Source organism: Pelagimonas varians, from assembly GCF_003208435.1.
Classification (GTDB): Bacteria; Pseudomonadota; Alphaproteobacteria; order Rhodobacterales; family Rhodobacteraceae; genus Pelagimonas; species Pelagimonas varians.
On sequence record NZ_QKMF01000002.1, the window covers coordinates 138,204 to 162,105 of the forward strand.

Annotated in this window: 26 protein-coding genes and 1 pseudogene; 24 read left to right on the plus strand and 3 right to left on the minus strand. The window is 55.1% G+C overall.

Annotated elements, in window-relative coordinates; genetic code table 11:
- Positions 1 to 45 precede the first annotated feature (45 nt).
- From C8N36_RS03085 to C8N36_RS03125, 9 genes and pseudogenes are all read left to right on the plus strand, one after another.
- A complete protein-coding gene (locus C8N36_RS03085; protein WP_170125784.1) occupies positions 46 to 795 on the plus strand; it encodes an arginase family protein in 750 nt (249 codons plus the stop codon).
- Positions 788 to 1,462 (plus strand): arginase family protein, encoded by a 675-nt coding sequence (locus C8N36_RS03090; protein ID WP_097803166.1) that lies wholly within the window; start codon positions 788 to 790, stop codon positions 1,460 to 1,462. The genes C8N36_RS03085 and C8N36_RS03090 overlap by 8 nt, the downstream gene beginning before the upstream one ends.
- Positions 1,462 to 2,337, plus strand: a complete 876-nt coding sequence (locus tag C8N36_RS03095; RefSeq protein ID WP_097803167.1) for an arginase family protein — start codon at positions 1,462 to 1,464, stop codon at positions 2,335 to 2,337. Before C8N36_RS03090 ends, C8N36_RS03095 begins: the two co-directional genes overlap by 1 nt.
- Entirely contained in the window at positions 2,334 to 3,332 is a 999-nt protein-coding gene (locus C8N36_RS03100) for an agmatinase family protein (RefSeq protein ID WP_097803168.1), read from the plus strand. Before C8N36_RS03095 ends, C8N36_RS03100 begins: the two co-directional genes overlap by 4 nt.
- On the plus strand, positions 3,329 to 4,024 hold the full coding sequence (locus C8N36_RS03105) for a hypothetical protein (protein WP_097803169.1): 696 nt from the start codon (positions 3,329 to 3,331) through the stop codon (positions 4,022 to 4,024). Before C8N36_RS03100 ends, C8N36_RS03105 begins: the two co-directional genes overlap by 4 nt.
- Positions 4,021 to 5,469 carry an aldehyde dehydrogenase family protein gene (locus tag C8N36_RS03110; RefSeq protein ID WP_097803170.1) on the plus strand — a complete coding sequence of 483 codons (1,449 nt, stop codon included), beginning with the start codon at positions 4,021 to 4,023 and terminating at the stop codon, positions 5,467 to 5,469. The genes C8N36_RS03105 and C8N36_RS03110 overlap by 4 nt, the downstream gene beginning before the upstream one ends.
- The gene (locus C8N36_RS03115; RefSeq protein ID WP_097803171.1) at positions 5,466 to 6,659 is read left to right on the plus strand and encodes a CaiB/BaiF CoA transferase family protein; all 1,194 of its coding nucleotides are present in this window, start codon (positions 5,466 to 5,468) and stop codon (positions 6,657 to 6,659) included. Before C8N36_RS03110 ends, C8N36_RS03115 begins: the two co-directional genes overlap by 4 nt.
- Entirely contained in the window at positions 6,656 to 7,483 is an 828-nt protein-coding gene (locus tag C8N36_RS03120) for a citryl-CoA lyase (RefSeq protein WP_097803172.1), read from the plus strand. The genes C8N36_RS03115 and C8N36_RS03120 overlap by 4 nt, the downstream gene beginning before the upstream one ends.
- 155 nt (positions 7,484 to 7,638) lie before the next feature.
- Positions 7,639 to 7,818 (plus strand): annotated as a pseudogene (locus C8N36_RS03125) (citryl-CoA lyase); the annotation flags it as partial.
- Between the two features lie 222 nt (positions 7,819 to 8,040).
- Here the strand turns inward: C8N36_RS03125 and C8N36_RS03130 are convergent.
- A complete protein-coding gene (locus C8N36_RS03130) occupies positions 8,041 to 9,048 on the minus strand; it encodes an RcgR family putative quorum lactone hydrolase (protein ID WP_097803173.1) in 1,008 nt (335 codons plus the stop codon).
- Positions 9,038 to 10,600 (minus strand): RcgA family putative transporter, encoded by a 1,563-nt coding sequence (locus tag C8N36_RS03135; RefSeq protein WP_245910708.1) that lies wholly within the window; start codon positions 10,598 to 10,600, stop codon positions 9,038 to 9,040. Before C8N36_RS03135 ends, C8N36_RS03130 begins: the two co-directional genes overlap by 11 nt.
- A gap of 151 nt (positions 10,601 to 10,751) precedes the next feature.
- Between C8N36_RS03135 and C8N36_RS23935 the strand changes: the two genes are divergently transcribed.
- Positions 10,752 to 10,976, plus strand: a complete 225-nt coding sequence (locus tag C8N36_RS23935; RefSeq protein WP_141467958.1) for a hypothetical protein — start codon at positions 10,752 to 10,754, stop codon at positions 10,974 to 10,976.
- A 152-nt stretch (positions 10,977 to 11,128) separates the two neighbouring features.
- Here C8N36_RS23935 and C8N36_RS24815 read toward each other — a convergent pair whose 3' ends face one another.
- Positions 11,129 to 11,380: an SMP-30/gluconolactonase/LRE family protein gene (locus tag C8N36_RS24815; protein ID WP_110767790.1), complete on the minus strand. Its 252-nt coding sequence runs from the start codon at positions 11,378 to 11,380 to the stop codon at positions 11,129 to 11,131.
- A gap of 319 nt (positions 11,381 to 11,699) precedes the next feature.
- Here C8N36_RS24815 and C8N36_RS03150 point away from each other — a divergent pair, with 319 nt between their 5' ends.
- The 14 genes from C8N36_RS03150 (at position 11,700) to pyk (ending at position 23,590) form a co-directional block, all read left to right on the plus strand.
- Positions 11,700 to 12,374, plus strand: a complete 675-nt coding sequence (locus C8N36_RS03150; protein WP_097803175.1) for a GntR family transcriptional regulator — start codon at positions 11,700 to 11,702, stop codon at positions 12,372 to 12,374.
- Positions 12,375 to 12,660: 286 nt separating this feature from the next.
- Positions 12,661 to 13,698, plus strand: coding sequence for a TRAP transporter substrate-binding protein (locus C8N36_RS03155; protein ID WP_097803176.1), 1,038 nt, complete (start codon positions 12,661 to 12,663; stop codon positions 13,696 to 13,698).
- A gap of 6 nt (positions 13,699 to 13,704) precedes the next feature.
- Positions 13,705 to 14,304, plus strand: coding sequence for a TRAP transporter small permease subunit (locus tag C8N36_RS03160; RefSeq protein ID WP_097803177.1), 600 nt, complete (start codon positions 13,705 to 13,707; stop codon positions 14,302 to 14,304).
- Positions 14,297 to 15,640: a TRAP transporter large permease gene (locus tag C8N36_RS03165; protein WP_097803178.1), complete on the plus strand. Its 1,344-nt coding sequence runs from the start codon at positions 14,297 to 14,299 to the stop codon at positions 15,638 to 15,640. The genes C8N36_RS03160 and C8N36_RS03165 overlap by 8 nt, the downstream gene beginning before the upstream one ends.
- A gap of 10 nt (positions 15,641 to 15,650) precedes the next feature.
- Positions 15,651 to 16,469 (plus strand): SDR family oxidoreductase, encoded by an 819-nt coding sequence (locus tag C8N36_RS03170; RefSeq protein WP_097803179.1) that lies wholly within the window; start codon positions 15,651 to 15,653, stop codon positions 16,467 to 16,469.
- A 20-nt stretch (positions 16,470 to 16,489) separates the two neighbouring features.
- On the plus strand, positions 16,490 to 17,431 hold the full coding sequence (kce, locus tag C8N36_RS03175; protein ID WP_097803180.1) for a 3,5-dioxohexanoate:acetyl-CoA acetone transferase: 942 nt from the start codon (positions 16,490 to 16,492) through the stop codon (positions 17,429 to 17,431).
- A 79-nt stretch (positions 17,432 to 17,510) separates the two neighbouring features.
- Positions 17,511 to 18,164 carry a CoA transferase subunit A gene (locus C8N36_RS03180; protein ID WP_097803181.1) on the plus strand — a complete coding sequence of 218 codons (654 nt, stop codon included), beginning with the start codon at positions 17,511 to 17,513 and terminating at the stop codon, positions 18,162 to 18,164.
- The gene (locus tag C8N36_RS03185; protein WP_097803182.1) at positions 18,165 to 18,842 is read left to right on the plus strand and encodes a 3-oxoacid CoA-transferase subunit B; all 678 of its coding nucleotides are present in this window, start codon (positions 18,165 to 18,167) and stop codon (positions 18,840 to 18,842) included.
- A 108-nt stretch (positions 18,843 to 18,950) separates the two neighbouring features.
- Complete coding sequence (locus tag C8N36_RS03190) at positions 18,951 to 19,901, plus strand: 3-hydroxyacyl-CoA dehydrogenase (protein ID WP_097803183.1); 951 nt, start codon at positions 18,951 to 18,953, stop codon at positions 19,899 to 19,901.
- A gap of 55 nt (positions 19,902 to 19,956) precedes the next feature.
- Entirely contained in the window at positions 19,957 to 20,130 is a 174-nt protein-coding gene (locus tag C8N36_RS24075) for a hypothetical protein (RefSeq protein WP_170125785.1), read from the plus strand.
- Positions 20,127 to 20,402 carry a UxaA family hydrolase gene (locus C8N36_RS03195; RefSeq protein ID WP_097803184.1) on the plus strand — a complete coding sequence of 92 codons (276 nt, stop codon included), beginning with the start codon at positions 20,127 to 20,129 and terminating at the stop codon, positions 20,400 to 20,402. The genes C8N36_RS24075 and C8N36_RS03195 overlap by 4 nt, the downstream gene beginning before the upstream one ends.
- 77 nt (positions 20,403 to 20,479) lie before the next feature.
- Positions 20,480 to 21,010: a gamma carbonic anhydrase family protein gene (locus C8N36_RS03200; protein ID WP_097803185.1), complete on the plus strand. Its 531-nt coding sequence runs from the start codon at positions 20,480 to 20,482 to the stop codon at positions 21,008 to 21,010.
- Between the two features lie 7 nt (positions 21,011 to 21,017).
- Positions 21,018 to 22,151 (plus strand): DUF4147 domain-containing protein, encoded by a 1,134-nt coding sequence (locus C8N36_RS03205; protein WP_097803186.1) that lies wholly within the window; start codon positions 21,018 to 21,020, stop codon positions 22,149 to 22,151.
- Positions 22,152 to 22,162: 11 nt separating this feature from the next.
- On the plus strand, positions 22,163 to 23,590 hold the full coding sequence (gene pyk, locus C8N36_RS03210; protein WP_097803395.1) for a pyruvate kinase: 1,428 nt from the start codon (positions 22,163 to 22,165) through the stop codon (positions 23,588 to 23,590).
- Positions 23,591 to 23,902 lie beyond the last annotated feature (312 nt).

Sequence of the window (23,902 nt, forward strand, 5' to 3'; positions counted from 1 at the left end):
CGCAAATAATGAAGGCATCTGGCAATGATTAGTGCGCAGAAACAAATGATAACAAACGGTTATGCCGGCCTGCCATTTGGCAAGGTTTCGCAATGCGATGCAGGATCTGTCGGGCTTTTGGGTGTTCCAAGCGAAGTCGATAGCGGGCCGCGTTACGGCGCCTCTCTGGCACCGGATGCGCTGCGCAAGATGACCGGGCAGCTTGGGACTAGCCTGCCTGTAAATGGTCGGGATCTGGGAAATCTGGACCTGTCCGGTGATTGGTTGGGCGTATTAATGCAGCTTGTGACACAAATGGCGGATCGCGACGTTGTGCCAGTTGTCCTGGGAGGCGCGTCTGATGTTGCCTCGGCTGTACTGGCGGCCTTTCCGGACCGGCCCGTCGTCGCGGCCATGCCACTGGCTCGACGTGATCTCATAGAACGCCCGTCAAACACGACCTGGGTGGGTTTGAACGGCGAGCAACCTGCCGACGTTTGGGATCAGATCAGCCAGCGCATGATGGATTGGCGTACCGCCCGGCAGTTGGATGAGGTGCAGGCCAACACTCTTGATGTACCCGAGCGCGCCGTTCTCTGGATCGACTTATCGGTCATTGATCTGGGGCATGCAGCCGGTGCTGTCGGCCTCAATCCCGGCGGGATGAAACCCGAAACGTTGGTTTCCGTCATCGGCGCAATGTCCTGCAGTTGGCATGCCATTGTGATAACCGGCCTTGCGCCTGCCCTCGACACGCGGGGCATGTCGGAATTGGCGGCCATCGAAACCCTGAACGCGGCATTGCGTCATGGGTGATGCGGCGCAAATTCAGTTTGACACGATCCCCAGTTTTCTGGGCGTGCCTGTTGGCGATCTAGAAGACCTCGTGCCTGGGCAGGTCGCGATAGCAGGGTATTTTTGTGACAACCTCAGCCGACCAGCAGCAGAGCAACGCTATCTCGCAAGGCAGCTGCGATATGCCTCCGGACACGGAAAAGCCCCCGCAAATGCCATTGACCTGGGGGATGTGAATGTATTTCCGCTTGAGCCGGACAAGCATTTTTCCGCAGTGGTTTCGCAATGTGTGGCGGTTCTGGAAACCGGTGCGCGACTGGTGCTGGTTGGCGGCGATTCCAGCGGCCTAAAGGCGCTTGGTACCGCTGCACGACAGGTCACAGGGGCGGATGTTCCTGTCATTGAGGTGACCGGGGGCATTGCGGGCAATCTGCCCAACGTACAACCGGTTATCCTGTCTGTGGATTTACAAGAGCTGGCGGCCAATTGGGTGTCGCACCCGCACCGCCTGGCTGGGCTGTCACCCGCACAGATGGCCGCGCAGATTGTCGCCACCCCAGGCAACGTAATCGCCGCAGCAATTTACGGGCTTGCCCCGGCACTGGACAATCGTGGCAGCACGGAAGTCCGCGCCGCACTGGCGATCTTGCGGGAGGTGTCTGACCGCCTTGAGAAAGGAGCAGGCTGATGCCTTTACGTTCAGCCCCATTGCCGCGCATGGCAGGGCATCTGTCGTTCATGCGCGCTCAGACCAAAACAATCAGTGATGTCAGACCCGGCGATCTGGCGGTGCTGGGCGTCCCGTTTGAAGACACCAGCGCACCATTTGCCGGGCAATCCCTGGCGCCGCGCGCCTTGCGCGAAACCTCGGTCTATTTTGGCTGGCATGCAAACCCACAATTCAGCCACCCGGTTGATATTGATGCACGACAAGACATATCGACCGACGGTCTGCATGAGCGGCTCTGTGACCTCGGAGATGTATCGCCGGGGTCCGAGGACGAGATCCACGCGGCGTTGAGGGCGGCAACGCGTCAGATCAGCCGCAACGGTGCCTGTGCCGTAATATTGGGCGGGTCGGATCGCTTGTCGGAGACAGTGCAGAGCGCGCTCCTCAATTGTCAGACTGCGCAGCTTGGCGGTACGCCACATGATGCGCGCGATTTTCATGTAGCGCCCTTGCCGAATGGGAAGGGCACGACCTGCTCTTTGGGTACTACCGCACAGCTCGCAGCGTTTTCCAGGTGGCGAGATGTATCAAAGCCGCTGTTTGTGCGGTTTGATCTGTCCGTGTTTGAAACATCGCTCAGCGCGCTTTGTGATCAGCCTCGGTTGGGGGGCTGCGATCTTGATACAGTGGTGCAATGGCTTGAGCTTTTGGGACAGCACGAGGTCAGCGTCATTATGTTGACTGGCCTGAACCCGAACAGGCCCGGAATGGGCGTGGTGAAGGTTGGCCAACGCCTTATGGTCACGGCCCTTCTGGCATTCATCTACGCGCGTCTTGGATTTGGGATCGATCATCCGAGCAGCCAAACTTCAGAGGAAAATGTACTGACATGACTGCAGCGATTACGACATTCCACCCGCCCTTGGCTCAACCGGGATACCGGCTGTTTGATGGGCCTTTGCGCGACGTGGCCGACGCCCACGCGGACCAGATCGGCGTGGTGGGCATGCCGAGCGACTGGACACATTCCAGCCGTCTTGGCACAAGGTTCGGCCCCGAAGCACTGCGCAGGGCGACAACTCTTCTGCAATCCATACGCCCGCAGGGGCCCAGCATTGATCCTGACACAAGCCGCCGTACTGTGCCTGCAACCGATTGGTTGGTCGACTGCGGAGACGCCGAGATCACAGCGCAAGATGTTGATGCAACGACCGAAGCCATCGCCGCAATGACCGAAGGGCTGACTGTCGCAGGCGCGATTCCATTGGCACTGGGCGGTGATCATTATAACAGTTATCCGGCTTGTCTGGGGTATTCACGCGGGCTGGCCAAACGCGCGCCTGACGCGCGCTTTGGGTATATCCAGATCGACGGTCATCTGGATTTCTCCGACCGGCTGGGCGCATGGGGCAGCCACAATCACGCGACCAATGCCCGCCGGATTTCTGAACTGCCCAACGTTGATGTATCCAATATGGTCTGGATCGGCATCGCGGGCTGGGTTGATGGCGGCGATCTGGACCTGATCGAAAAACAGGGTGGTCGGGTGTTTTCGTCCAGTGACGTGCATGAAATGGGCGCGGCAGAGGTCATGCACCAGGCGCTTGCTCACGCCATGCAGGGGTGCGACGAACTTTATCTGACCATTGACATTGATGCGATGGACGCCGGTTACCTGCCCGGCACAGGGTCTATCGTGCACAGCGGCGTTACACCTCGTCAGTATTATGATTTGCTGGATGGTTTGGCCGAGGCCCCCTTGGGTGGTTTGGACATTGTCGAGGTCTCACCACCGCTTGATCCCTCAGAGCGCACGGAATTCCTGGCGGCGGAAATGCTGTTCCGGATTCTGCGGCGCTTCCGCACGAGGTCGGTGACAGAACAATGATGGAATATATCGGAACCTGGCAGCTGGGTGGGTTATCACATGCAGGACAGATCCTTGCTCCGGCAACCCGCCCCTGGATCACGGATCTAGCAGCGCTTTGTCCATACGAGGGTCTGCAACCCGGCAACCTCCCGGAATTCGAGCGTGATCCTGACTGGAACAACTGGGCTCTCACAGACAGCCCCCAGGACCCTTCAGAGCGCCTGAACTGGCATGTGTTTCAGCAGGGAGGTACCCGGTATCTGGTGGCCGACCGGATGCTTATGAGCCGCGTCAGCTGGCAAGATCTGGATGATGCCGGCTATGTCTTTGGCACAGAGGTGTCGATTGATGGCAAGCCGTTTCGCTGCCGGTTGCTGACCGGTGGTGATACGCCCCATGATGACCCTTACCTTGGTGCGACCGGGCCCAATGAGTGGGATGCGTTGGTGGGCGGTGGCGGCGCCTTGAGCGCGCCTCAGCCGGACCCGACCAACAGTGCAAAGCCGCTTAGCCCGGATCATCTGAATTCCGCACACAACAAATTGTGGAACTGGTTCGGGGCAGTCAGCTGGACGGTCGAACCTGTCGCCCACCGCGCGGACGGACGGGCATGCCGGGGCTATCATGGCCCAACCTATTTTTACGTCAATACTGTGGACCACCGGCATGAAGATATCGGATGGCGACCCGTTCTTGAGGAAGTTCTATGACTGTCAATCTGTTCCCCAATTATATCGCCGGAACATGGGCCGCTGGCCGCGGTGCCGCGACCAATATCAACCCCTCGGACCTGAACGACACGATTGGCGATTATGCTCAGGCCAGTGCCGACCAGACCGCCCAAGCGATCGAAGCCGCGGCTGCCGCCTTTCCGAAATGGCGCGCGGCATCGCCCCTGATACGATTCGAAGCCCTGGATCGCATCGGGTCGGAAATCCTCGCCCGTGTGGACGAGCTGGGCGACATGCTGGCCCGCGAAGAAGGCAAAACCCTGCCCGAGGCCAAGGCGGAAGCGCATCGCGCCGGACATCTGTTCAAATACTTCGCAGCCGAGGCCTATCGCACGACCGGCGATATCTACCAATCTCTGCGCGAAGGTGTGTCACTCAAGGTTTTGCGCGAGCCAATTGGCGTCGTGGGCGTGATCACACCATGGAATTTCCCGCTGGCTATCCCGGCATGGAAAATTGCGCCCGCTCTGGCCTATGGCAATACGGTCGTGTTCAAACCTGCCGAACTGGTGCCCGGATCGGCTTGGATGTTGTCCGACATCATTGCCCGTGCAGGCCTGCCCGACGGTGTGTTCAACCTTGTGATGGGCAAAGGCCGCGAGGTCGGGGAGGCGATCGTTACACACCCTAAGGTTTCTGGGGTCACGTTCACCGGCTCCACACCTGTTGGACGCAATATGGGGGCAGCGCTGTTCGCCCGCGGGGCCAAAATGCAGCTTGAAATGGGGGGCAAGAACCCATTGATTGTGCTGGATGACGCGGATCTGGATCTGGCGGTTCACTGCGCATTACAGGGCAGCTTTTTCTCAACCGGCCAACGATGCACGGCCTCCTCCCGCCTGATCGTGACTGAGGGAATTCACGACGCATTTGTCGACCGTCTTTGTACGGCAATGAAAGACCTCAGGATCGGTGATGCACGTGCAGCAGATACCCAGATTGGCCCGGTGGCCAGTGAGGCGCAGCTGGCTATCGACAAACGATACGTTTCTCAAGCTGTGGATGACGGCGCGACACTTGCCGCAGGTGGCGGTGAAGTCGAATCCAAAACGCCCGGACATTACTTTGCTCCAGCCCTGTTTACGGATGTGTCCCCACAGGCCGCAGTGGCCCGTGACGAGATCTTTGGCCCAATCGCTGCCGTGTTGCGCGTACCGGATTATGACGCCGCCCTTGCCACCGCCAACGACTGCGAATTCGGTTTGTCAGCAGGCATCGTCTCGCGGGATGCCGCCAAGATCGACCATTTCTCGCAGAACGCCGAGTCAGGCATGATACAGGTCAACCTGCCCACGGCAGGCATGGATTTCCACGCGCCATTTACCGGCCGAAAAGGATCATCCTATGGCGCTCCGGAAAAAGGCAGCTATTGCCGCGAGTTTTTCACTGCAGCCAAGGTTGTACACGAGGGGCGCGGACAATGACGCAGGCACCTTTGAAGGGCATTCGCATTCTTGATCTGACCAATGTGCTGGCCGGTCCGTTCTGCTGCCATCAACTGGCGCATATGGGTGCCGACGTGATCAAGGTCGAAACACCGGGCACCGGTGATCTTGCGCGCCAGCTTGGGGCTGATCCCGCGCGCAACGCCGATCTGATGGGCGTATCCTTTCTGGCGCAAAATCCTGGCAAACGGTCAATCACCCTGAATCTGAAATCTGCATCCGGAAAACGTATCCTGAAGGAGTTGGTGCAAAAGGCCGATGTCCTGGTCGAGAATTTCCGTCCCGGGGTGATGGCACGCTTGAACCTTGACTATGATACGCTGGCCCGCGAAAACCCCCGTCTTGTCTATTGTGCTATCTCCGGGTTCGGTCAGGATGGCCCGCTGGCGAAACTGCCCGCTTATGACCAGATCGTACAGGGAATGAGTGGCGTGATGTCGATCACTGGCGATGCCAACACCGCCCCCTACCGGGTGGGCTACCCGATGGCCGACACCATCGGAGGTATGACGGCTGCCTTTGCCGTTGCAGCGGCCCTGGCCAATAAGGCCGAAGATCGCGGCACTTTTATTGACGTCTCAATGCTGGAAGCCGTGATTGCAACAATGGGCTGGGTGGTCTCGAACCATCTGATCGCCAGCAAGACACCTACCCCGAACGGCAATGATAATTTCACCTCCAGCCCGTCCGGCACATTCAAAACCGCTGATGGAGTGATGAACATCGCCGCCAACAAACAAGAACAGTTCGAGGCCCTTTGCGAGATCATCGGCAACCCGGCCCTGGCGCAGGATCCACGCTTTGTCGACCGAAAGAGCCGACTGGCCAATCGATCCGCCCTGACCGCCGAACTGGAGGCGGCCCTTGCCACGGCCCCCACCCATGAGTGGGTTGAAAGACTGACGGTGCAGGGCGTTCCCACAGGGCCGGTCTGGTCAGTGCCCGAAGCGCTGGCGCATCCGCAACTTGCCGACCGGGGCCTCCTGCAAACCCACCGCATTGGCGAGCAGGATCTACAACTTGTCGGGATCGGTGCCAAGCTTGATGGCGTGGCCCCTAGCGTCGGTTCTCCACCCCCTGCATTGGGCGCACATACAAACGATATCCTGAGCGAACTTGGCTATGACAAAGCCCAGATCTCGGGCCTGAAAAAGGAAGGCGCGATATGACGGCCCCCTCAGAGCCCAAAGATGCCGATGACATGCGCCACTGGTGGCGCACCGCAATTATCGACATGGCTCCAGGACGGATCGCCTTTCGCGGCCACCCAATCCAGGACCTTATAGGTTCCGTTAGCTTTGCTCAGATGATCTGGCTCATGGTGCGGGGCGATATGCCCACGCCAGAACAGGCGGCGCTTTTTGAATGTGCGCTGGTGGCGGGCGTGGATCATGGTCCACAAGCGCCTTCGATTGCTGCCGCACGTATGGCCGCGACCTGCGGGCTGGGGCTCAACAATGTCATAGCCACCGGGGTCAACATGCTGGGTGACGTGCATGGCGGCGCCGGTGAACAATGCGCCGAACTTTATTTTGACATTGCCAAACGGATCGATGACGGCGCTGAGCAGGACGCTGCCGTCAGCGACGGTATCGCCGCCTGGCGTGAGGAATATGGCAAGATTGTCTCGGGCTTTGGCCACCGTTTCCACAAGCCCGTCGATCCCCGCGCACCGCGGTTGATGGCGTTGGTACGCGAGGCCGCAAAGTCGGGTACAGTAGATGGGCGGTTTGCCGACATCGGTGAAGCGGTTCAGGCGGAAATCGGACGCAAGCGCGGTACTGAGATTGCGATGAATATCGATGGGGCCACGGCTGTTATCTTTTGCGAACTGGGTTTTCCACCCCCGCTCTCTCGTGGACTGTTCTGCCTCGCGCGCTCGGTCGGCGTCTTGTCTCATGGCTGGGAACAGATGCAGCAGGGCGGCCGGAACAAAGGGCCAATGCCACCGCGCTATCTGCCAGAATACGTTGGCGTCAAATCGGAGAGCTAATCCGGTGAAACCTCTGAAAACCGGAGTTATCAGTTGCGATCAGATCAGCGACATCTATTTCAAAACACAGGTAAAATATGACGGGGCTGAGGGTGTGGCCTGAGCCAGTCTCGCACTGCGGATAAAGGTGCATACATCAGATATCAAGACCCGCCCCGATCCCGATGAACATTGATGGCGCGGCCGCCGTAATCTACGCCGAACTCGGCTTCGATGCCCCACTCGCGCGTGGACTGTTCTGCCGGTCTCGGTCAGTTGGCATCCTGGCACGCGCCTGGGAGCAGACCCAACAGGGCGGTCGGAAAAAAGGCCCATTACCCAAGGGGCACCTATGAACGTATCTCAACCCAAGTGAGAAATGATACGATTTTCACTCTTGTCCTGATGTCAGCAAAGCGCAACAAGCCGCTATTGGTGCACGCGCAGCGAACGCCCACTAAGTCCCGCATCATGATCCTTCATAAACCGCGCGGCGAAAGTCCGGTCTGGGTCAGAAATGCTTGCCGTTTGGGCCAATAATGCGTCAAGCGGCTCATTGATAAGATTCAGAAAATCACTCAATGGCTGCGCTTAAGTAGCCGTTTCAAACCCCATCCAGCAACGAGGATGTGGGGAGGTAATGCTAACGAATAATGACCGCAATTCAGCTCCAAAATGCTTGGTTTTGCTCCAGCTTCTATTAGCCTAACCATGAACTTCTTCGATACCTCTGGCAGTACAACCGTATCTCTCTTAGCCAAAACAACATGAAGATCGAGATCAGGCCGTGCAAGCCTGTCCACGTAATTCTCCAAGTTGATTGGACCCCATGCCCTCCTGAGATTAGCTAAGTCAATCTCAAGCTCAAGGCTCTTGCGTATCTTTTGGGTTGCGCGACCCGTCCATACAAAATCCGCGAAGCTTCCCGCCGTGAGAAATAGCGATGCCTTTCGGACAGATTTTTCGTGTGCCGCGACCAGACCCGCAACCCATGAACCCAAACTCATACCAAGAACCGAAATCTCGCCATATCCTTCTGATTTCAACCAACGTATGAGCTTTCGACCATCCCATACTGCCTGTCTCATTGATTGAATTGTACGACCAAGATTTGGACTAAGGATGTAGTCTGCGTGAGTAGAGTTAGGGCGGCTCCGCTCGAAATGGTAGGGCAAAGCGATCTCAACAACCGTGATGCCTCGCTTCGAGAAAAAGTTGGCAATTTGGCGGTTTCGTGTACTCGCGTTCCAATGATGAAAAACCACTAGAGCGTGGTCAAGGGAACCGCTGTCTGTCACCTTCGCCCAAACCACGTTGTTTACTTCGACGTCTGTTGAAATGCCCGATGGGAACTTTATCCAATCTTCATTCATTTCAAAACCCAGCGTGTCTCCACAAGGATCATCGTAGAAGGTCGTATTGGCGACGGCTGCGTCGGCAAGATCGCAAAATTCTGCGATACCTGTTGCATTTGTCGCCACTGAAAACCCAACCTCCGCATCAAGTTCGAAATCCGCTGTATGCTTCACGTCATCGCCGCGCTGCGCCCGCCGTTCGTCCCAATTATCCAACCATTTATGATACAACCTGATTGTCCTTCCGTTTGCTCTCTGTCCGTTTTCCTAAAGCTGGATCGAAGAGGCCGTACACAGCGACCAATAATCCGACACAAAGTAGGATCGAAAAACCAGCGAAAGCACCAATCATCAAATAGCCAATGGTGAGTAGTGCAACGATTGCCGTCATTTTCACCGAAGCTTCATGAAACGAGCTACCGAGACCAATTCTGATGGAACCATAAAAAAACGGGGTACATGTCGCCAAAGTAACCAACAAGCTGGTGTAGTGTGTTGGTCTGCGGAATGCATTCTCAGGGTTCAACACCTCTGATCCCCTCAATACTGAAAGCATGTCCTCAACCAGCCAACGTAGGATACTTGATCCGCTCGACGTTAAATAGAAGCTTTGTAACTTCATACAGGTTGCAACCATGATCCCTAAAAGAGTGCAGCGGAATATACCACGCATTACTCTCAGGCTGACTTCATGAGCGTCTTCTTCTGAGGCAACGTCAGAGTGGCCGGCAATGTCCCAAAGGTCGTAGGCTAGCGTGTAGTGCAAAATGAGACCTGCAAATAGCAGATAGAAACAAAGACACATGTATAGGTAAGCGAAACCAGTGAATGCCAAGGCTTGCGGCACTGATATGACGTCTGGACGTACAAGCGCCAATGTTCCCCAGTCTATAGCGTAGTCGCCCCCTCCGCTCGATAACGACACAAAGCGAACACCTATCCACTGAAAAAGGCCAGCAAACCCAATACATATCAGAAAAACAGACCAATACGTGTAGGATGAACCTTTAATCCTACGTGCCCAATCACCCGCACTGCTCGTTCGTTCAGCTTCCGTTAAAAACGTCAAACGGCCTTCATTTTTCCAGAAAACAATCAGCTCAATGACGAACGCACAAAACAACGGCAGGAAGACCATAAACAAGAACGTCCAGTTTGGTGCCCAGAGGAAACCAACTTGCTTCAAGGTCGCATCCGTATCGCCATAGGTGACGTTGTGAATACCCAGAAAATATGACGAAAACCCAAGCGCGACAGCCCCTGCAAAAATAGAAGAGGGTAAGTCTAGCGGAGACCCAGAAAAAATTGCTTCTGAACGCCTTGCAAGGCTAAATCCTTGTATCGGAAAAGTAAGAACATTGAGGTTTTCAGTCTCTTCCACCAACGCTTCGGTTGCCAGCTTCCTCTTTGCCGCTTTTCTCTCGTTCGTCAGCCTTTCTTTTGCCGCTGTCAGTTCAGCTTGCCATAGGCTTGCGGCTTCGGGATCGTTGCACCCAAAGATACGTGCCAGCCAACGGATATTGGTGGAACTGATGCCATGATCATTATCTTGAAACCAGACTTGCACGGTCCGCAGATCTATACCGTCACGATTTACATCAATGGCCGAAATTGCTTCGACGAGTAGGTCCGCAGTCCAAGGGCCGTCAGCCAAGCCATGCTGATCTACAGGACGTCCAGCACCTTCCGCCGTCAAGCGGGAAAAAAGCGCCTTGAAGTTTCCGGAGAAATTCTGCGGTGCAACAAAATACTTACCGTTCTTTATCAGGCGGTTATGAGGCAATTTTTCGTTCCCCTGCGCAATTTTGCGTTCTTTGTCGTGCTTATGCAGAAATTCTATTCACAACTAGTACGGGTACTTCCTGCTGCCAAATGCGGAAGTCAAAAACCATATTTTTAGGCATTTCTTCGCCGCAAATTCAGGGGGCTTCATCATGACAACTGCTATCAATGCGTTGACCAAATCGACCCGACCTAGTTTATCAACAACTACGAAGACCGCTCGCCAAGAAGTTAAACAACGTCTGCATGCAGAACCAATCAAGTTCATCCTTGATCGGGACACGCGGGATGTTGTCGGATGGCTATACGAATGGAACACGGGCGCACTTGTCCCAATGTGGAAAGATGGTGCCTGTCAGAACGTCATTTATGAATGATGTTTGGAGGTTTGCTGGCTTGAAGTGAGCATATGTAGGTCAACATTGTTGACTTATTTAACATAACAGTTCTTATGCGATTTTTATCAGGCGGCAAAATTTCCTAATGGAATTCGTATATAATGGGACTGAAATAATGCGGTTCAGAAACATTAGCCGCCGTTCGTGCAGCACGCAGCGAAGGTGTCGAAAGAGCCCAAAGCAACAAATGCTGCAGAGAGTACGAACGTCAGCTTGTACGGTGATATGTGTGCGGTCCAGAGATACCCTTCGGCACCGACGGTGGAACCGTCATCCTCCCCGCCATTGGAACCATCTACCTTGGCAAAGGTGCGTCGGTTCGAGACGGCGCCGGTTTCGATATCAGGTTTCTCGTGAAATATTGAGCACTGATCTTTGATCAAAGGTCAATTATCTTTAAATTGTGAAAGACTTCGCGTAATGATGGGCAGCACCTTAGGGAAATAAAAATGAAATCATCTTTGAACGCCGTCAAACCCGTGCAACGCAAGAGGCTTCAGACGGATGTGAAACAACAGCTTTGCCAACTGACTTTTGGGGGCCAAGCTGGCGACACGTGAAGCGATCACTGTCGCCACTATCGCGCGGGCCTTCGGTGTCAGCCCAATGCTTGAGTGTGAGGCGAGCACCCGCCTGACAGCAACTGGAAATTGCATTAAGTTAGGTGGATTTTCACCATGAATATATGCGAGTAGATGAATAATGCTTGAGAACGCCAAACCGATTCAGAAAGATAAGTTGCACGATCGGGTCTATGATCAGTTGTGCACCCTGTTGCGCGAAGGTGAGTTCACACCAGGACAGGCAGTTCATGTCGCTCGCATCGCAGAAGCCTTCGGCGTGAGCGCCATGCCTGTGCGTGAGGCGCTAACGCGGCTCCAGGCGATTGGTGTTGTGGCAAATGTGTCGGGCCGTTCTCTTGGGGTGCCGAGCCTGGGGTATGAAGAACTGACTGACCTGCGCGATGTGCGTCTGGAAATTGAGGCGCTGGCTGTCAAATGGGCTTTGGCAAATCGGGATGATGCTTTTGTCGCGGACCTCGAGAAACTGCTAAAGCGTCTGGAGGCCACCGAAAGATCCGGCGACGTGCAGGGCTATATCAAGGCAAACTACGAGTTTCATTTGCGGATATACCAGCAGTCGAACTCTCCAGTTCTGATCGATATTATAAACACACTCTGGTTGCGCGTCAGCCCGCATTTGTATCAGTTGGAACGGGAAAATCAGTACAAAGTTTCCAACATCCATCACCGAAAAATAGTACGAGCTATCCGGGAAGATGACGAAGCAACTGCCACGCAGGAGCTTGTTCTGGATATTTCTGACGCCTATGAAGTTCTTGTGAGAACCTTGTTTTCGAAAAGCCTTACTCGCTGAGAGCAACTGCGAGCGGACTGGGCCGAGGCCCTCATCAGATCTGTCGAAATTCAGAGCGAGCTCTTTTCCCATCCTCTGAACGTCCCTTAACGCCGTGAAATCTTTGATTCCAAGGCTGTGTCAGAATTTCCTAAGCAATCGGGAATCAGACAACTAACTGAAATTGCCAGAAAAGTCAGGCTCAAAAAGGGCATTGATTTTTGATCAATCATCAATAATAAATAGACGTGCCCGATGAATAGGCCGCGAGGGACGTTCATGGTGGGCACAGTCACGGGAGGAAAAAATGAAATATTCGAAAATTGCCGCGACCCTGGTTGCCGGTTCACTGGCCGTTGGTGCGTCTTCTGCCTCAGCCGATATTCTTGATGTCCACATGAGCATTCCCAAGGACCTGACGTTCTTGGCGGACAGCGCAAAACTAATGGATGAAACTCTGCGCAACATGAGTGGCAACGACGTTGGCCTGCAACTCTATGGTTCAGGTGAATTGGTGCCAGCAGGTGAAATTCTTGAAAACGTAAGCTCCGGTGCCATTCCGGCTGGGTGGAGCTTTCTTGGCCAGTGGGGCGGACAGGTGCCTGTCGCCCAAATCGGTGCAACACCATTCGGTGCTGGACCCGAAGCTCTGGCGGCCTGGTTGCACGTAGGTGGCGGTCTTGAAATTGTTCAGCGTGGATTTGACGACTTGAATATTAAAGTTCTGGCCTGCCACATTACCGCGCCCGAGCCAGGTGGCTGGTTCAACAAAGAGATCAACTCGATCGAAGATTTCAGCGGTCTGAAGATGCGCATGGCCGGTGTTGGTGCACGTGTGCTCAACGAATTCGGGGCCTCGGCTCAGTACTTGCCGGCCAGTGAAATTTATCTCGCCCTTGAGCGTGGTCGGATCGACGCGACAGAGTTTTCTTTGCCAATTATCGACAAAGACTTTGGCTTCAATCAGATTGCGACATATCAATACTATCCGGGTTGGCACCAGCCGGGCAGTGTTGACGTCCTGATGATTAATATGGACGTCTGGAACGATATGAGCGATGGCGAGCGGGCTATGTATGAAGCGGCTTGTCAGGTCAGCCTTGCCTGGACTTTGCAATATGCGCCTTCCGCACAAACGCCACAAATCGAAGAATTTGAAGCGGGTGGCATCGAAGTTCGGCGTTTTCCCGACGAAGTACTTGCAGAATTGCGGGCTGCGACCGAACGCGTACTGGATGCGGAAGCTGAGAATGACGCGCTCTACGGCGAGGCCTATAACTCGATGAAGGCCTTTGTGGCATCATCGGGTCGTTGGACTGACCTTCAAACTCTCCCTGCCGAGTAAGCCACCATGGCACACGAAATGGACACGCAACCGGGCGGTCCAGAACGTGGCATCGGTCCTGTCCATACGGTTCTTCGCGGGATCGTATGGATAGGCCAAGCCGCGGCCTGGCTCATCGTTCCTATCCTCGTTCTCGTATTGATCGGTGTGACACTGTCAGCGGCTAAGATTGGCACGATCGTTCGATGGGAAAATGACGTTTTCTTGTTTGGCTCGAAGCTGACCCTCGCAAGTATCGGAGACCTGCAATGGCACTTGTTCGGGATCATGCTGATGCTCACGATGGCTGGTGCGATTGTCAGCGATCGGCATGTGCGTGTCGATTTCCTGCGCCAAAACTTTAGTGATCGGACCAAGAACATCATTGAAATCATCGGCTTTCTTGGCCTGCTTGCGCCCCTATGCGCCATTGTCGTTTTCCACGGCTATGATTTCACGGTGCGGTCTTTCGCTATGGGTGAAGGGTCGAACTACGACGGGATGTATGACCGGTTTGTGCTGAAGGCATTCGTTCCGATTGGCTTTGGATTGATGCTGATTGCCGGCCTCTGTCTGACGATCCAAAGACTTCGTATTTTGTTCGGGAAGGGCAAACCTCATGATTGAACACATCATTCCTCTGACGATGGTCGTATGCCTGCTTCTGGGGATATTCAGCGGCTATCCCGTGGCGTTTGTTCTTGGCGGCATCGGAATTCTGTTTGCCTTCATCGGTGGGCTGCCCTTTGCCTTCCTCAAAATTGGCGTCTCGCGCATCTACGCTGGCGTCATCGAAAACTGGCTCCTTCTAGCAGTACCCTTGTTTGTCTTTATGGGTGCGATGCTTGATAAATCCGGATTGGCGCAGAATTTGCTCTATTCGCTTGAGCGTGCCTTGGGACGCAAGCGGGGTGGACTGGCCATTTCCGTTGCTTTGCTGGGCATCGTCATGGCGGCCAGCACAGGTATCGTTGGCGCATCGGTGGTCATGCTTAGTACTTTGGCTCTGCCCATTATGCTACGCGAAAAATACAAACCGGAACTGGCTGTCGGTACGATCGCTGCCTCGGGCACCTTGGGTATCCTGATCCCGCCCTCGATCATGTTGGTGCTCGTCGGCGATATTCTGCAGATATCAGTTGGCGAATTGTTCGTTGGGGCGATGGTTCCTGGCTTGCTTCTGGGTGGTCTTTATATTGCCTACATCGTCTTCGTCGCGCTGACGAAACCAAATGATGCGCCTGTGTCGACACATATTCCGGCAGAAGGCTCTTTAGCATTGGCGCTCTTGCGCGACTTGTTTGCGCCGCTTGCTCTTATCCTGACGGTTCTGGGTTCGATTGCCACAGGCACGGCCACGCCGACCGAAGCAGCAGGGCTGGGTGCGATCTGCGCCATGATCTTGGCCGCGATCAATCGCAAGCTGACCTTTCAAACTATGTCCACTTGCGTCCGTGAAACCGGCAATACCACTGCCATGATCCTGGGTGTGCTGGTAGGCGCTACGATCTTTGGGATGGTGTTCAAGGGCCTCAAGGGCGACGAGATGATCGAAAACGCCATTCTGTTTTTCGATCTAGGCGCTTATGGCACGTTGGGCATCTTGCTGTTGCTGATTTTCATCATGGGCTTCTTCCTGGAGTGGGTCGAGATCAGCTTTATCGTTTTGCCACTCTTCGCACCTATTGTTGCAGGACTGGACTTCGGGCTTGGAATTTCGCGCGAGCAGCAACTGTTGTGGTTCGCCATGCTCGTGGCTGTCAACCTGCAGACCAGTTTCCTAACACCACCTTTTGGATATTCCCTGTTCTACGTCAAAGGAGTGGCCCCGCCCGAAATATCCATTCGGATCATCTATCGCGGCATCATTCCGTTTGTCGGACTGCAACTGTTTGGTCTCGCATTGCTGATCATCTGGCCGAACCTCGTGCTTTGGGCTCCGAATGCGGTGTTCGGCAACTAGAGGAAATAGGATGACAGATCAATCTTCAAACTCGCCCACGTTGCTCGTGGACTTTCACTTGCCAGGTCTGAAAGGCAAGAAAGTTGTGATCACTGCTGGCGCAAGCGGAATAGGATTCAGCATCGCCCGCTTACTGCACGCACAAGGTGTTCAAATCGCGATCTGCGATGTAGATGCCGACGCCTTGCATAGGGCCAGCATTGAACTTGAAGGATGCGTCGCCGTCGAGGCTGATGTGTCTGACGAAAGGGCGGTGGATACCCTCTTTGACACGGTACAAGACACCTTTGGAGGGCTGGATGCTCTAGTAAACAACGCAGGGATTGCCGGGCCAACCGGCAATCTCGAAGACCTCTCGCCCGATGATTGGCGGCGCTGCATCGACATCTGTTTGACGGGACAGTTTCTGTCGGCGCGCCGAGCCATACCAATGATCAAGGCCAATGGCGGCGGCGCGCTGGTCAACATGGCATCCGCCGCCGCCAAGCATGGATACGCCTATCGTACCCCATATTCGGCGGCCAAGTTCGGCGTCATCGGCCTGACCCAAAGCCTTGCCAAGGAGCTGGGTCCGGACAACATCCGGGTCAATGCCGTTCTGCCGGGGATCGTTGAAGGGCCCAGAATGGAAAAGGTGATCCGTGATCGCGCTGAAGCCGCCGGTATTGGCTATGCCGCAATGAAGGACGACTACCTGAAGAACATTTCCATGCGTCGCATGGTGACCCCAGACGACGTCGCCGCGACTGTTGCATTCCTGATTTCGGATGCCGGCGCGAACCTGTCGGGGCAATCCCTTGCCGTTGATGGAAACGTAGAAACGCTTTGAACTCGATTGGAAAACCAAAAGTGAGTAAAGACAACAAAAATGCTGGCAAGGTTATCATTACCTGTGCCGTAACCGGTGCCATTCATACGCCGTCCATGTCGCCACATCTACCGGTAACGCCGAAAGAGATCATTAGCGATTCCCTTGCAGCCGTCGAGGCGGGTGCAGCGATCCTTCACCTGCACGCTCGCCATCCGGACGGACGCCCAGACCAGAGCCCGGAAGGATTTGCCGAGTTTTTGCCGCGGATTAAGCAGAGCACAGATGCCGTGGTGAACATCACCACTGGCGGCAGTCCTTACATGAGTGTGGAGGAGCGCGTAGCTCCTGCAGCGACATACCAGCCAGAGCTCGCCTCGTTGAATATGGGGTCAATGAATTTTGGACTCTACCCGATGCTGAACAGGTTCAAGGAATTTAAACACGATTGGGAGCGTGAGCATCTCGAGGGTTCCAAAGACCTCGTATTCCGCAATTCCTTTAAAGACATCGAGTACGTGCTCGAGACCTGCTACGGCAACGGAACGCGGTTTGAGTTCGAATGCTACGACACTTCTCACCTTTACAATCTGGCGCATTTTGCAGATCGCGGCTTGGTAAAGGCCCCATTCTTCGTGCAATCGGTTTTCGGCCTGCTTGGTGGCATTGGACCGCACCCTGAAGACGTGATGCACATGAAGCGCACGGCGGACCGGCTGTTCGGCGACGATTTCCGTTGGTCCGTCCTTGGTGCGGGATCCAACCAGTTTCGGATTGCAGCGCAGGCGGCGGCGCTCGGTGGAAACGTGCGGGTCGGGCTGGAAGACAGCCTTTGGGCCGGTCGCGGCGAACTGGCAAAATCCAGCGCCGTTCAAGTCAAAAAGGTGCGCGCTATTATCGAAAATCTGGGCTTGCAGATCGCGACCCCGGATGAGGCTCGCGAGATTCTTGGCCTCAAGGGCGCCGATCAGGTTGCTTTCTGAGCATGTGGTACGCCTCCAATCAAAATGGGCAGGTTTTGGCGCGCGCGTACAGTCGCGCCTGCATTTGTGAGATCACGCTATGAAAAAACCGCTCTCACCCAAAGCCGTCGCAGATCTCGTGCCAGATGGCGCACGTGTCATGATCGGTGGATTTATGGGGGTTGGGACGCCGAACAAGATCATTGATGCGCTTGTTTCTGCAGGGAAAAAGGACTTGACGTTGATTGCGAATGACACCGCCTTGCCGGGGCGTGGCATCGGAAAGCTTGTCTCTGCCGGTGCCCTCAGGCGTGCTGTCGTGTCTCACATCGGTCTGAATCCCGAGACCCAACGCCAAATGAATGCAGGCATCCTTGAAGTGGAGCTTGTTCCACAGGGCACGCTGATTGAGTGCATCCGTGCGGGTGGAGTGGGGCTTGGTGCGGTCGTCACGCCTACCGGTCTTGGAACTGTGCTGGAGGAGGGTAAGCAAGTGTTGGAAATCGATGGGGAAAAATTCCTTGTTGAAAAACCTATTCGGGCCGATTTTGCGTTCATCGCTGCGCGGCAGGCCGATTACCTTGGTAACCTAGAATATTCGCTGACGGCGCAGAATTTTAACCCGACCATGGCGATGGCCGCCGATACCGTCGTGGCTGAGCCAGAGCATATCGTGCCCGTTGGTGTGATCCCTCCTGACGCTGTGCGCACCCCGGCCAGTTTGGTTGACCACTTGATCGAAAGGTCGACGTAAATGCAGCCCAAAGAACGCATCGCCCGACGTGTCGCCCAAGAAATCGCACCCGGAATGCTGGTCAATTTGGGGATCGGCCTACCCAGCCTTGTCGCCGGCTTTGTTCCTTCGGATGCAGGTGTTTTCTTTCAGTCCGAAAACGGTGTGATCGGGCTCGGTGCGCGTCCACCCGAAGGCATGGAAGAGCCTGACTTGACCGATGCCGGCGGCGGTTTCGTGACCGCCGTGCCCGGCGCGGCAGCCATCGACAGTGCGATGAGTTTTGGCCTGATCCGAGGCGGTCATATTGATTTGACGGTGCTGGGCGGCCTGCAAGTGGACGAACGCGGCCTGCTTGCAAATTGGATGATCCCCGGTGCCATGGTGCCCGGTATGGGGGGCGCGATGGACCTCGCCACCGGAGCCCGCAAGGTTATTGTGGCGATGCAGCACATGGCGAACGGAAAAAGCAAGATCGTCCGCACATGCGACCTGCCTCTGACATCCACGCGCCCGATTGACCTGTTGGTCACAGACCTTGCGGTATTCGAAGTCACCCAATCCGGCCTGATGGTAATGGAAATTGCGCCCGATGTAACAGTTGGGGACGTCGAGGCCTCGACCGAGGCGCGGTTTGAGGTTTGCGGTGATCTTAAGTGTATGGATGAAATCCGACCTGCAATCGCCGAGGTCCAATGAAACACCATGCTGTGAATATGGCGTCGGATTCTTCATCCAGACCTATCGAATTTCATTATTGCCGCCGGATCTGCTGAGCCAGTTTTCGGACAGAAGGAGAAGAAAAACATGGAAAAGATTGCCATAATTGGAACCGGATTGATTGGACAAGGTTGGGCAGCGGTGTTTGCTCAGGCCGGCTTTGAGGTTGCGATGTATGACTCTTCGCAAAAGGCCGTAGAACGTGCATTGATGGCGATGGAGAAGCGGATTGCCGATCTCGCGGAGTTCGATCTGATCAAGCTGTCCGACGCCCCTCAGGTCTTGCAGCGCATCACGGTCGCGGACAGCCTCGAAGAAGCTTTGGACGATGCCATCTACATTCAGGAAAATGGCCCGGAAAACGTCGACATCAAAAAAGAGATCACGCTGGAGTTGGATGCCATTGCCGCCGATGACGTGCCGATCGGAAGCTCTACTTCGGGGATTTCTGCATCGCGGTACTGCAAGGATATTGCGGGTCGCTATCGGTGCCTTGTGGTGCACCCCATCAACCCGCCGCATCTGCATCCCGCAGTCGAAATCGTTCCGACGCCATGGACGGATCAAAGCATCGTTTCAAAAGTGAACGACGTGATGATCAAATGCCGGCGCGAAACCATCGTGCTAAGCGAAGAGATCGACGGGTTCGTCGTGAACCGCCTCCAAGGCGCGCTTCTGGAAGAAGCGTTCAGACTTGTGGGCAGTGGCATCGTGTCCGCCGAAGATTTGGACAAGGCCATTTGCGACGGGCTCGGGCTGCGCTGGTCAATCATGGGCCCGATGCAGACCATTCATCTGAACGCCCCTGGAGGTGTTACCGACTATGTTGCACGATATGGGGAAATGTATCGGGGTTTCGGGATTGGCCCCTACGATGACGTTGACTGGGCCAATATCGCGAAGGAAAAACTCGGCCCCGAATTGTCCCAGCGCACCCCCATCGCCGAAATTCCCGAAGCGCAAATAGCCCGGGACAGAAAATTGATGGCCCTGTTGCGTCACAAGAAACAGGCCGGTGTGGAAACTTCGAAACAATAGAGCTTCGGAACCAACAAATTTCGCCGGACACCAACCAAACCCTAAAGGAAAACCTATGACACATAAGCCTGTGCTTACACTAAGCGACGACGACAATATCGCAGTTGTTCAGCAAAAAGTCGAGCCCGGCAACGAGCTCTCTTCACCCGATCTTGTCGCACAGAGCGCCATCCCATTGGGTCACAAGATCGCTTTGACAGAAATCAGGTTGCTTCAGGTTGCAACATGATCTGTTTCACGACGGGGCGTGGTTCTTGTTACGAAAACAAGCCGGTGCCATCAATCAAAATTGCCTCAAATTCCGCGATGTACGCCCGGATGCAGGACGATATGGATCTGAATTGCGGGGCAATTGCAGAGGGGAGTGAATCCGAGGCCGAGGCGGGGCAACGGGTTTTCGAAGCCATTTTGGAAACGGCCTCCGGTTCCAAAACCCGTTCTGAAGAGTTGGACGTTGGCCAAGCAGAGTTCGCCACTTGGCAGACCTACGCCCATATGTAGGGGACGCCCTGGGTTGGACGTGTCGGTGACTGAGCGACCCAAGCGCGATAAAAGCAAACAAATGACTAGGAAACGGTATGATTTACACACTGGATGGGACAACGCCGAAGATTGCAGACGGCGTTTTTTTAGCCCCAAACTCAAGTGTCATCGGGAATGTTGAAATCGCGGAGAATGCAAGCGTCTGGTTCGGTGTTGTCATCCGCGGTGATAACGACCTGATGCGCATTGGCGAGGGAAGCAATATTCAGGACAACTGCGTCTTGCATTCCGATCCCGGGTTTTCGCTGACGATCGGGCGGAATTGCACGATCGGACACAGTGCAATTGTCCATGGCTGCACGATCGGAGACGGCACGCTGATCGGTATGGGTGCCACTGTTCTGAATGGCGCTGTCATTGGCCAAAACTGCCTGATCGGAGCTGGCGCGCTCGTCACAGAGAAGACAGTCATCCCGGACAATTCTCTGGTTGTCGGGTCTCCTGCGCGTGTCAAACGGGAATTGGGTAAAGAGCAGATCGAGGGTCTTAATCAAAGCGCCATACACTATCAGGAAAATTCAAATTGGTTTTCCGAAGAGCTTTCCAGCAAGTTTCTCGACAGGTGAAATCGACATGACAACCGCACAAAGGAACACCCTTTTACACCTTTTCCGCGCAGCCGTTTCTTCCGTGAAAGGTGACATCTGCGTGCGGAATTGGGTGTCGGGACACGATGTCAAACGTCCGACGCACATTGTTGCCGTTGGAAAAGCGGCCGCAGCCATGTTTGACGGCCTGCCGGATGACTGGCGTAATACGATACCCACCTATCTCGTCACCAAGACTAACCACTTAGGTGACAGAGAGTACGGTCGCAACGTGGTGGCCCTGGAAACGAGCCACCCCATACCAGATCAAACGTCGATGAACGCTGGCGAGAGGCTGTACAAGTTTGCGGCAAAATGCCCAGCCGGAAGTCATCTGTTGATGCTTGTTTCGGGTGGTGCATCGTCGCTTGTCGAACATCTGGGGCAAGGGGTTGGTCTCGACGATCTTGTGGCCTTGACTGAAACCGCCTTGGCAGAAGGTCTGGACATCGATGAAGTGAACAAGCGCCGGCAGGCCATCTCTGCCATTAAAGGAGGTCGGTTGCTCGCGACGTTCAAGGGTCAACAAGTCGATGTCCTTGCCATTTCGGACGTCGCTGGGGATAGCATCTCGGTCATTGGTTCCGGGATCGGCGCACCGCCCGAGCGCATCGGCTTTGCCTATAATTGTGGTGTTGTCGCCGCAAACGCCGTTGCACGGGACGCTATAGTTGAAATCGCAAAATCACTCGATATCAAAATAATCACTAACAAAGAAAACCTGTATGAAGACGTACCCATGATCGCTGCTCGGATCGCGCAAGAGATCAAGGAAGGACCTGATGGCTTGTATGTCTACGGTGGTGAGCCCACTGTAATTCTTCCCGGAAACCCTGGCAAAGGCGGTCGCAACCAGGCCCTCGCACTGGAAATCGCAAGGCACGTTCAAAACCGAAGCGACATAGTCGGCCTCGTCGCAGGGACGGACGGCACCGATGGTCCGACGAATGCAGCGGGAGCGTTCCTGGATGGCGACACCTTTTCTTCGGAACCCGGCGCGGAAGATGCGCTACGCCGCGCTGATTCTGCCTCTTTTCTTGCCCGCACAGGCGACCAGATCATCACCGGGCCAACCGGCACGAATGTGATGGATCTCGCCATTTTTCTCAGACACAGATGAAGGCTCACATCATGACCACTCATAGTCACCAGCCCCGGCAGACAAAGATCGTAGCCACGTTGGGTCCCGCGTCTAATTTTTACGACAAGATCAAGGCTCTCGCCGAGGCGGGTGCGAACGTCTTCCGTATGAATTTCAGCCACGGCACCCACGAAGACCATGCCAGGGTTCATGCAGCCATTCGCAAAACAGAGAGTGACCTCGGTCGATCCATCGCCATTCTGGCGGATATGCAAGGTCCGAAGCTTCGCATCGGTGTGGTGCCAGGAGGGGAAAGACCTTTGGCTATCGGCGATCGTATCCGATTGGTGTGTGATCCCACCCAGAAGGACGACGTGCCACTACCACATCCCGAGATTTTTGGCACTGTTGAGGTTGGCCATATGATTCTCATCGACGATGGCCGCATCAGGTTGAGCGTTGTTGAGATCCGTGACGGCGCTATCACTGCCGAGGTCCTCAACAAAGCGACTTTGCGGGACCGTAAGGGGGTAAACTTTCCGGACACCACGCTGAAAGTGGATGCAATCACGCCAAAAGACCGAGACGACTTGCGGTTTGCGCTCGAATTGGGGGTCGATTGGGTGGCAATGTCTTTCGTGCAGACCGCAGAGGATATCAAGAGTCTGCGCCGGTTGACAGGAGACATGGCAAAGATCGTTGCCAAAATCGAGAAACCCGTCGCTGTTCAAAATATCGACGCAATCCTCCACGCCACTGACGCCATAATGGTAGCGCGTGGGGACTTAGGTGTTGAGTGCGATTGGCACGAGTTGCCGGCCATCCAGGCATCGCTGGTGGCAAACGCCCGGTCACATGGAAAACCAGTTATTGTGGCTACTCAGATGCTTGAAAGCATGATCTCAGCTCCTCTGCCCACTCGAGCAGAAACTTCTGACGTCGCCAATGCGGTGTCTCAGTCTGCAGACGCGGTCATGTTGTCAGCAGAAAGCGCAGCAGGTGAATATCCGGTTGAAGCCGTTAGAGCGATGGCCGAAATTGCCCAAGCGACGGAATCTGGTTCTCGTTCATTGAATTCGAGCGTCAACACAGCTCTGATTGATGCCCCGGACGATTCAAGCTCAATCGCAAGTGCAGCCAGCACCCTTGCCGATTTGAGGAATGCGAGTTGCATTGCCACGTTTACGACAACCGGGGCCACGGCGCTGCGGGTGTCGAAGAATCGTAGTGCCATCCCAATTCTTGCAATCTGTCACTCGGAAAAAGTCGCGCGAAGCCTTTGCCTTGTCTGGGGGGTAACGCCTATCGTCAGTACCAGCGTCGAAGAGTTCTCTTCCAGCCGCGAAGGCCGCATCCCGTCGCATCTTGCCCCTGAATACCTGGTTCGGCCTGATCGCCCGGTTGTTGTGACATCCGGATCTGTTCATGGTCAAGCTGGCGGCACAGACTCGCTAAAAATCGCCTATCTCGGCAAATAAGGACACATCAATGAGCACGATCATCGATATCATCGCCCGCGAAATCCTGGACAGCCGTGGCAACCCTACTGTCGAGGTCGACGTCACGCAAATAGATTTGGCCGTCCATTGATCCCTGTCTTTGCAGTTGACTCTGTTAACCCGTGGCCGTCAAAAAACCGATCGACACCAGCGCTGTGCTGACGCTAGTCCGCAAGATCACTTGAAAATCTCCGAGCGTTAGCTCGGTAGTGCGCAGCGGAATCTCGTATCGATTCAATTTGCACATCGTTCAGCTCTCATACCACACGTCCGGGGGACCCGATTGCCAGC

Excerpts from the sequence above, each read along its gene's own strand:
- C8N36_RS03085 (WP_170125784.1), top strand. The coding sequence starts at position 46 with ATGATAACAAACGGTTATGCCGGCCTGCCATTTGGCAAGGTTTCGCAA.
- C8N36_RS03090 (WP_097803166.1), top strand. The coding sequence starts at position 788 with ATGGGTGATGCGGCGCAAATTCAGTTTGACACGATCCCCAGTTTTCTG.
- C8N36_RS03095 (WP_097803167.1), top strand. The coding sequence starts at position 1,462 with ATGCCTTTACGTTCAGCCCCATTGCCGCGCATGGCAGGGCATCTGTCG.
- C8N36_RS03100 (WP_097803168.1), top strand. The coding sequence starts at position 2,334 with ATGACTGCAGCGATTACGACATTCCACCCGCCCTTGGCTCAACCGGGA.
- C8N36_RS03105 (WP_097803169.1), top strand. The coding sequence starts at position 3,329 with ATGATGGAATATATCGGAACCTGGCAGCTGGGTGGGTTATCACATGCA.
- C8N36_RS03110 (WP_097803170.1), top strand. The coding sequence starts at position 4,021 with ATGACTGTCAATCTGTTCCCCAATTATATCGCCGGAACATGGGCCGCT.
- C8N36_RS03115 (WP_097803171.1), top strand. The coding sequence starts at position 5,466 with ATGACGCAGGCACCTTTGAAGGGCATTCGCATTCTTGATCTGACCAAT.
- C8N36_RS03120 (WP_097803172.1), top strand. The coding sequence starts at position 6,656 with ATGACGGCCCCCTCAGAGCCCAAAGATGCCGATGACATGCGCCACTGG.
- C8N36_RS23935 (WP_141467958.1), top strand. The coding sequence starts at position 10,752 with ATGACAACTGCTATCAATGCGTTGACCAAATCGACCCGACCTAGTTTA.
- C8N36_RS03150 (WP_097803175.1), top strand. The coding sequence starts at position 11,700 with ATGCTTGAGAACGCCAAACCGATTCAGAAAGATAAGTTGCACGATCGG.
- C8N36_RS03155 (WP_097803176.1), top strand. The coding sequence starts at position 12,661 with ATGAAATATTCGAAAATTGCCGCGACCCTGGTTGCCGGTTCACTGGCC.
- C8N36_RS03160 (WP_097803177.1), top strand. The coding sequence starts at position 13,705 with ATGGCACACGAAATGGACACGCAACCGGGCGGTCCAGAACGTGGCATC.
- C8N36_RS03165 (WP_097803178.1), top strand. The coding sequence starts at position 14,297 with ATGATTGAACACATCATTCCTCTGACGATGGTCGTATGCCTGCTTCTG.
- C8N36_RS03170 (WP_097803179.1), top strand. The coding sequence starts at position 15,651 with ATGACAGATCAATCTTCAAACTCGCCCACGTTGCTCGTGGACTTTCAC.
- C8N36_RS03180 (WP_097803181.1), top strand. The coding sequence starts at position 17,511 with ATGAAAAAACCGCTCTCACCCAAAGCCGTCGCAGATCTCGTGCCAGAT.
- C8N36_RS03185 (WP_097803182.1), top strand. The coding sequence starts at position 18,165 with ATGCAGCCCAAAGAACGCATCGCCCGACGTGTCGCCCAAGAAATCGCA.
- C8N36_RS03190 (WP_097803183.1), top strand. The coding sequence starts at position 18,951 with ATGGAAAAGATTGCCATAATTGGAACCGGATTGATTGGACAAGGTTGG.
- C8N36_RS24075 (WP_170125785.1), top strand. The coding sequence starts at position 19,957 with ATGACACATAAGCCTGTGCTTACACTAAGCGACGACGACAATATCGCA.
- C8N36_RS03195 (WP_097803184.1), top strand. The coding sequence starts at position 20,127 with ATGATCTGTTTCACGACGGGGCGTGGTTCTTGTTACGAAAACAAGCCG.
- C8N36_RS03200 (WP_097803185.1), top strand. The coding sequence starts at position 20,480 with ATGATTTACACACTGGATGGGACAACGCCGAAGATTGCAGACGGCGTT.
- C8N36_RS03205 (WP_097803186.1), top strand. The coding sequence starts at position 21,018 with ATGACAACCGCACAAAGGAACACCCTTTTACACCTTTTCCGCGCAGCC.
- pyk (WP_097803395.1), top strand. The coding sequence starts at position 22,163 with ATGACCACTCATAGTCACCAGCCCCGGCAGACAAAGATCGTAGCCACG.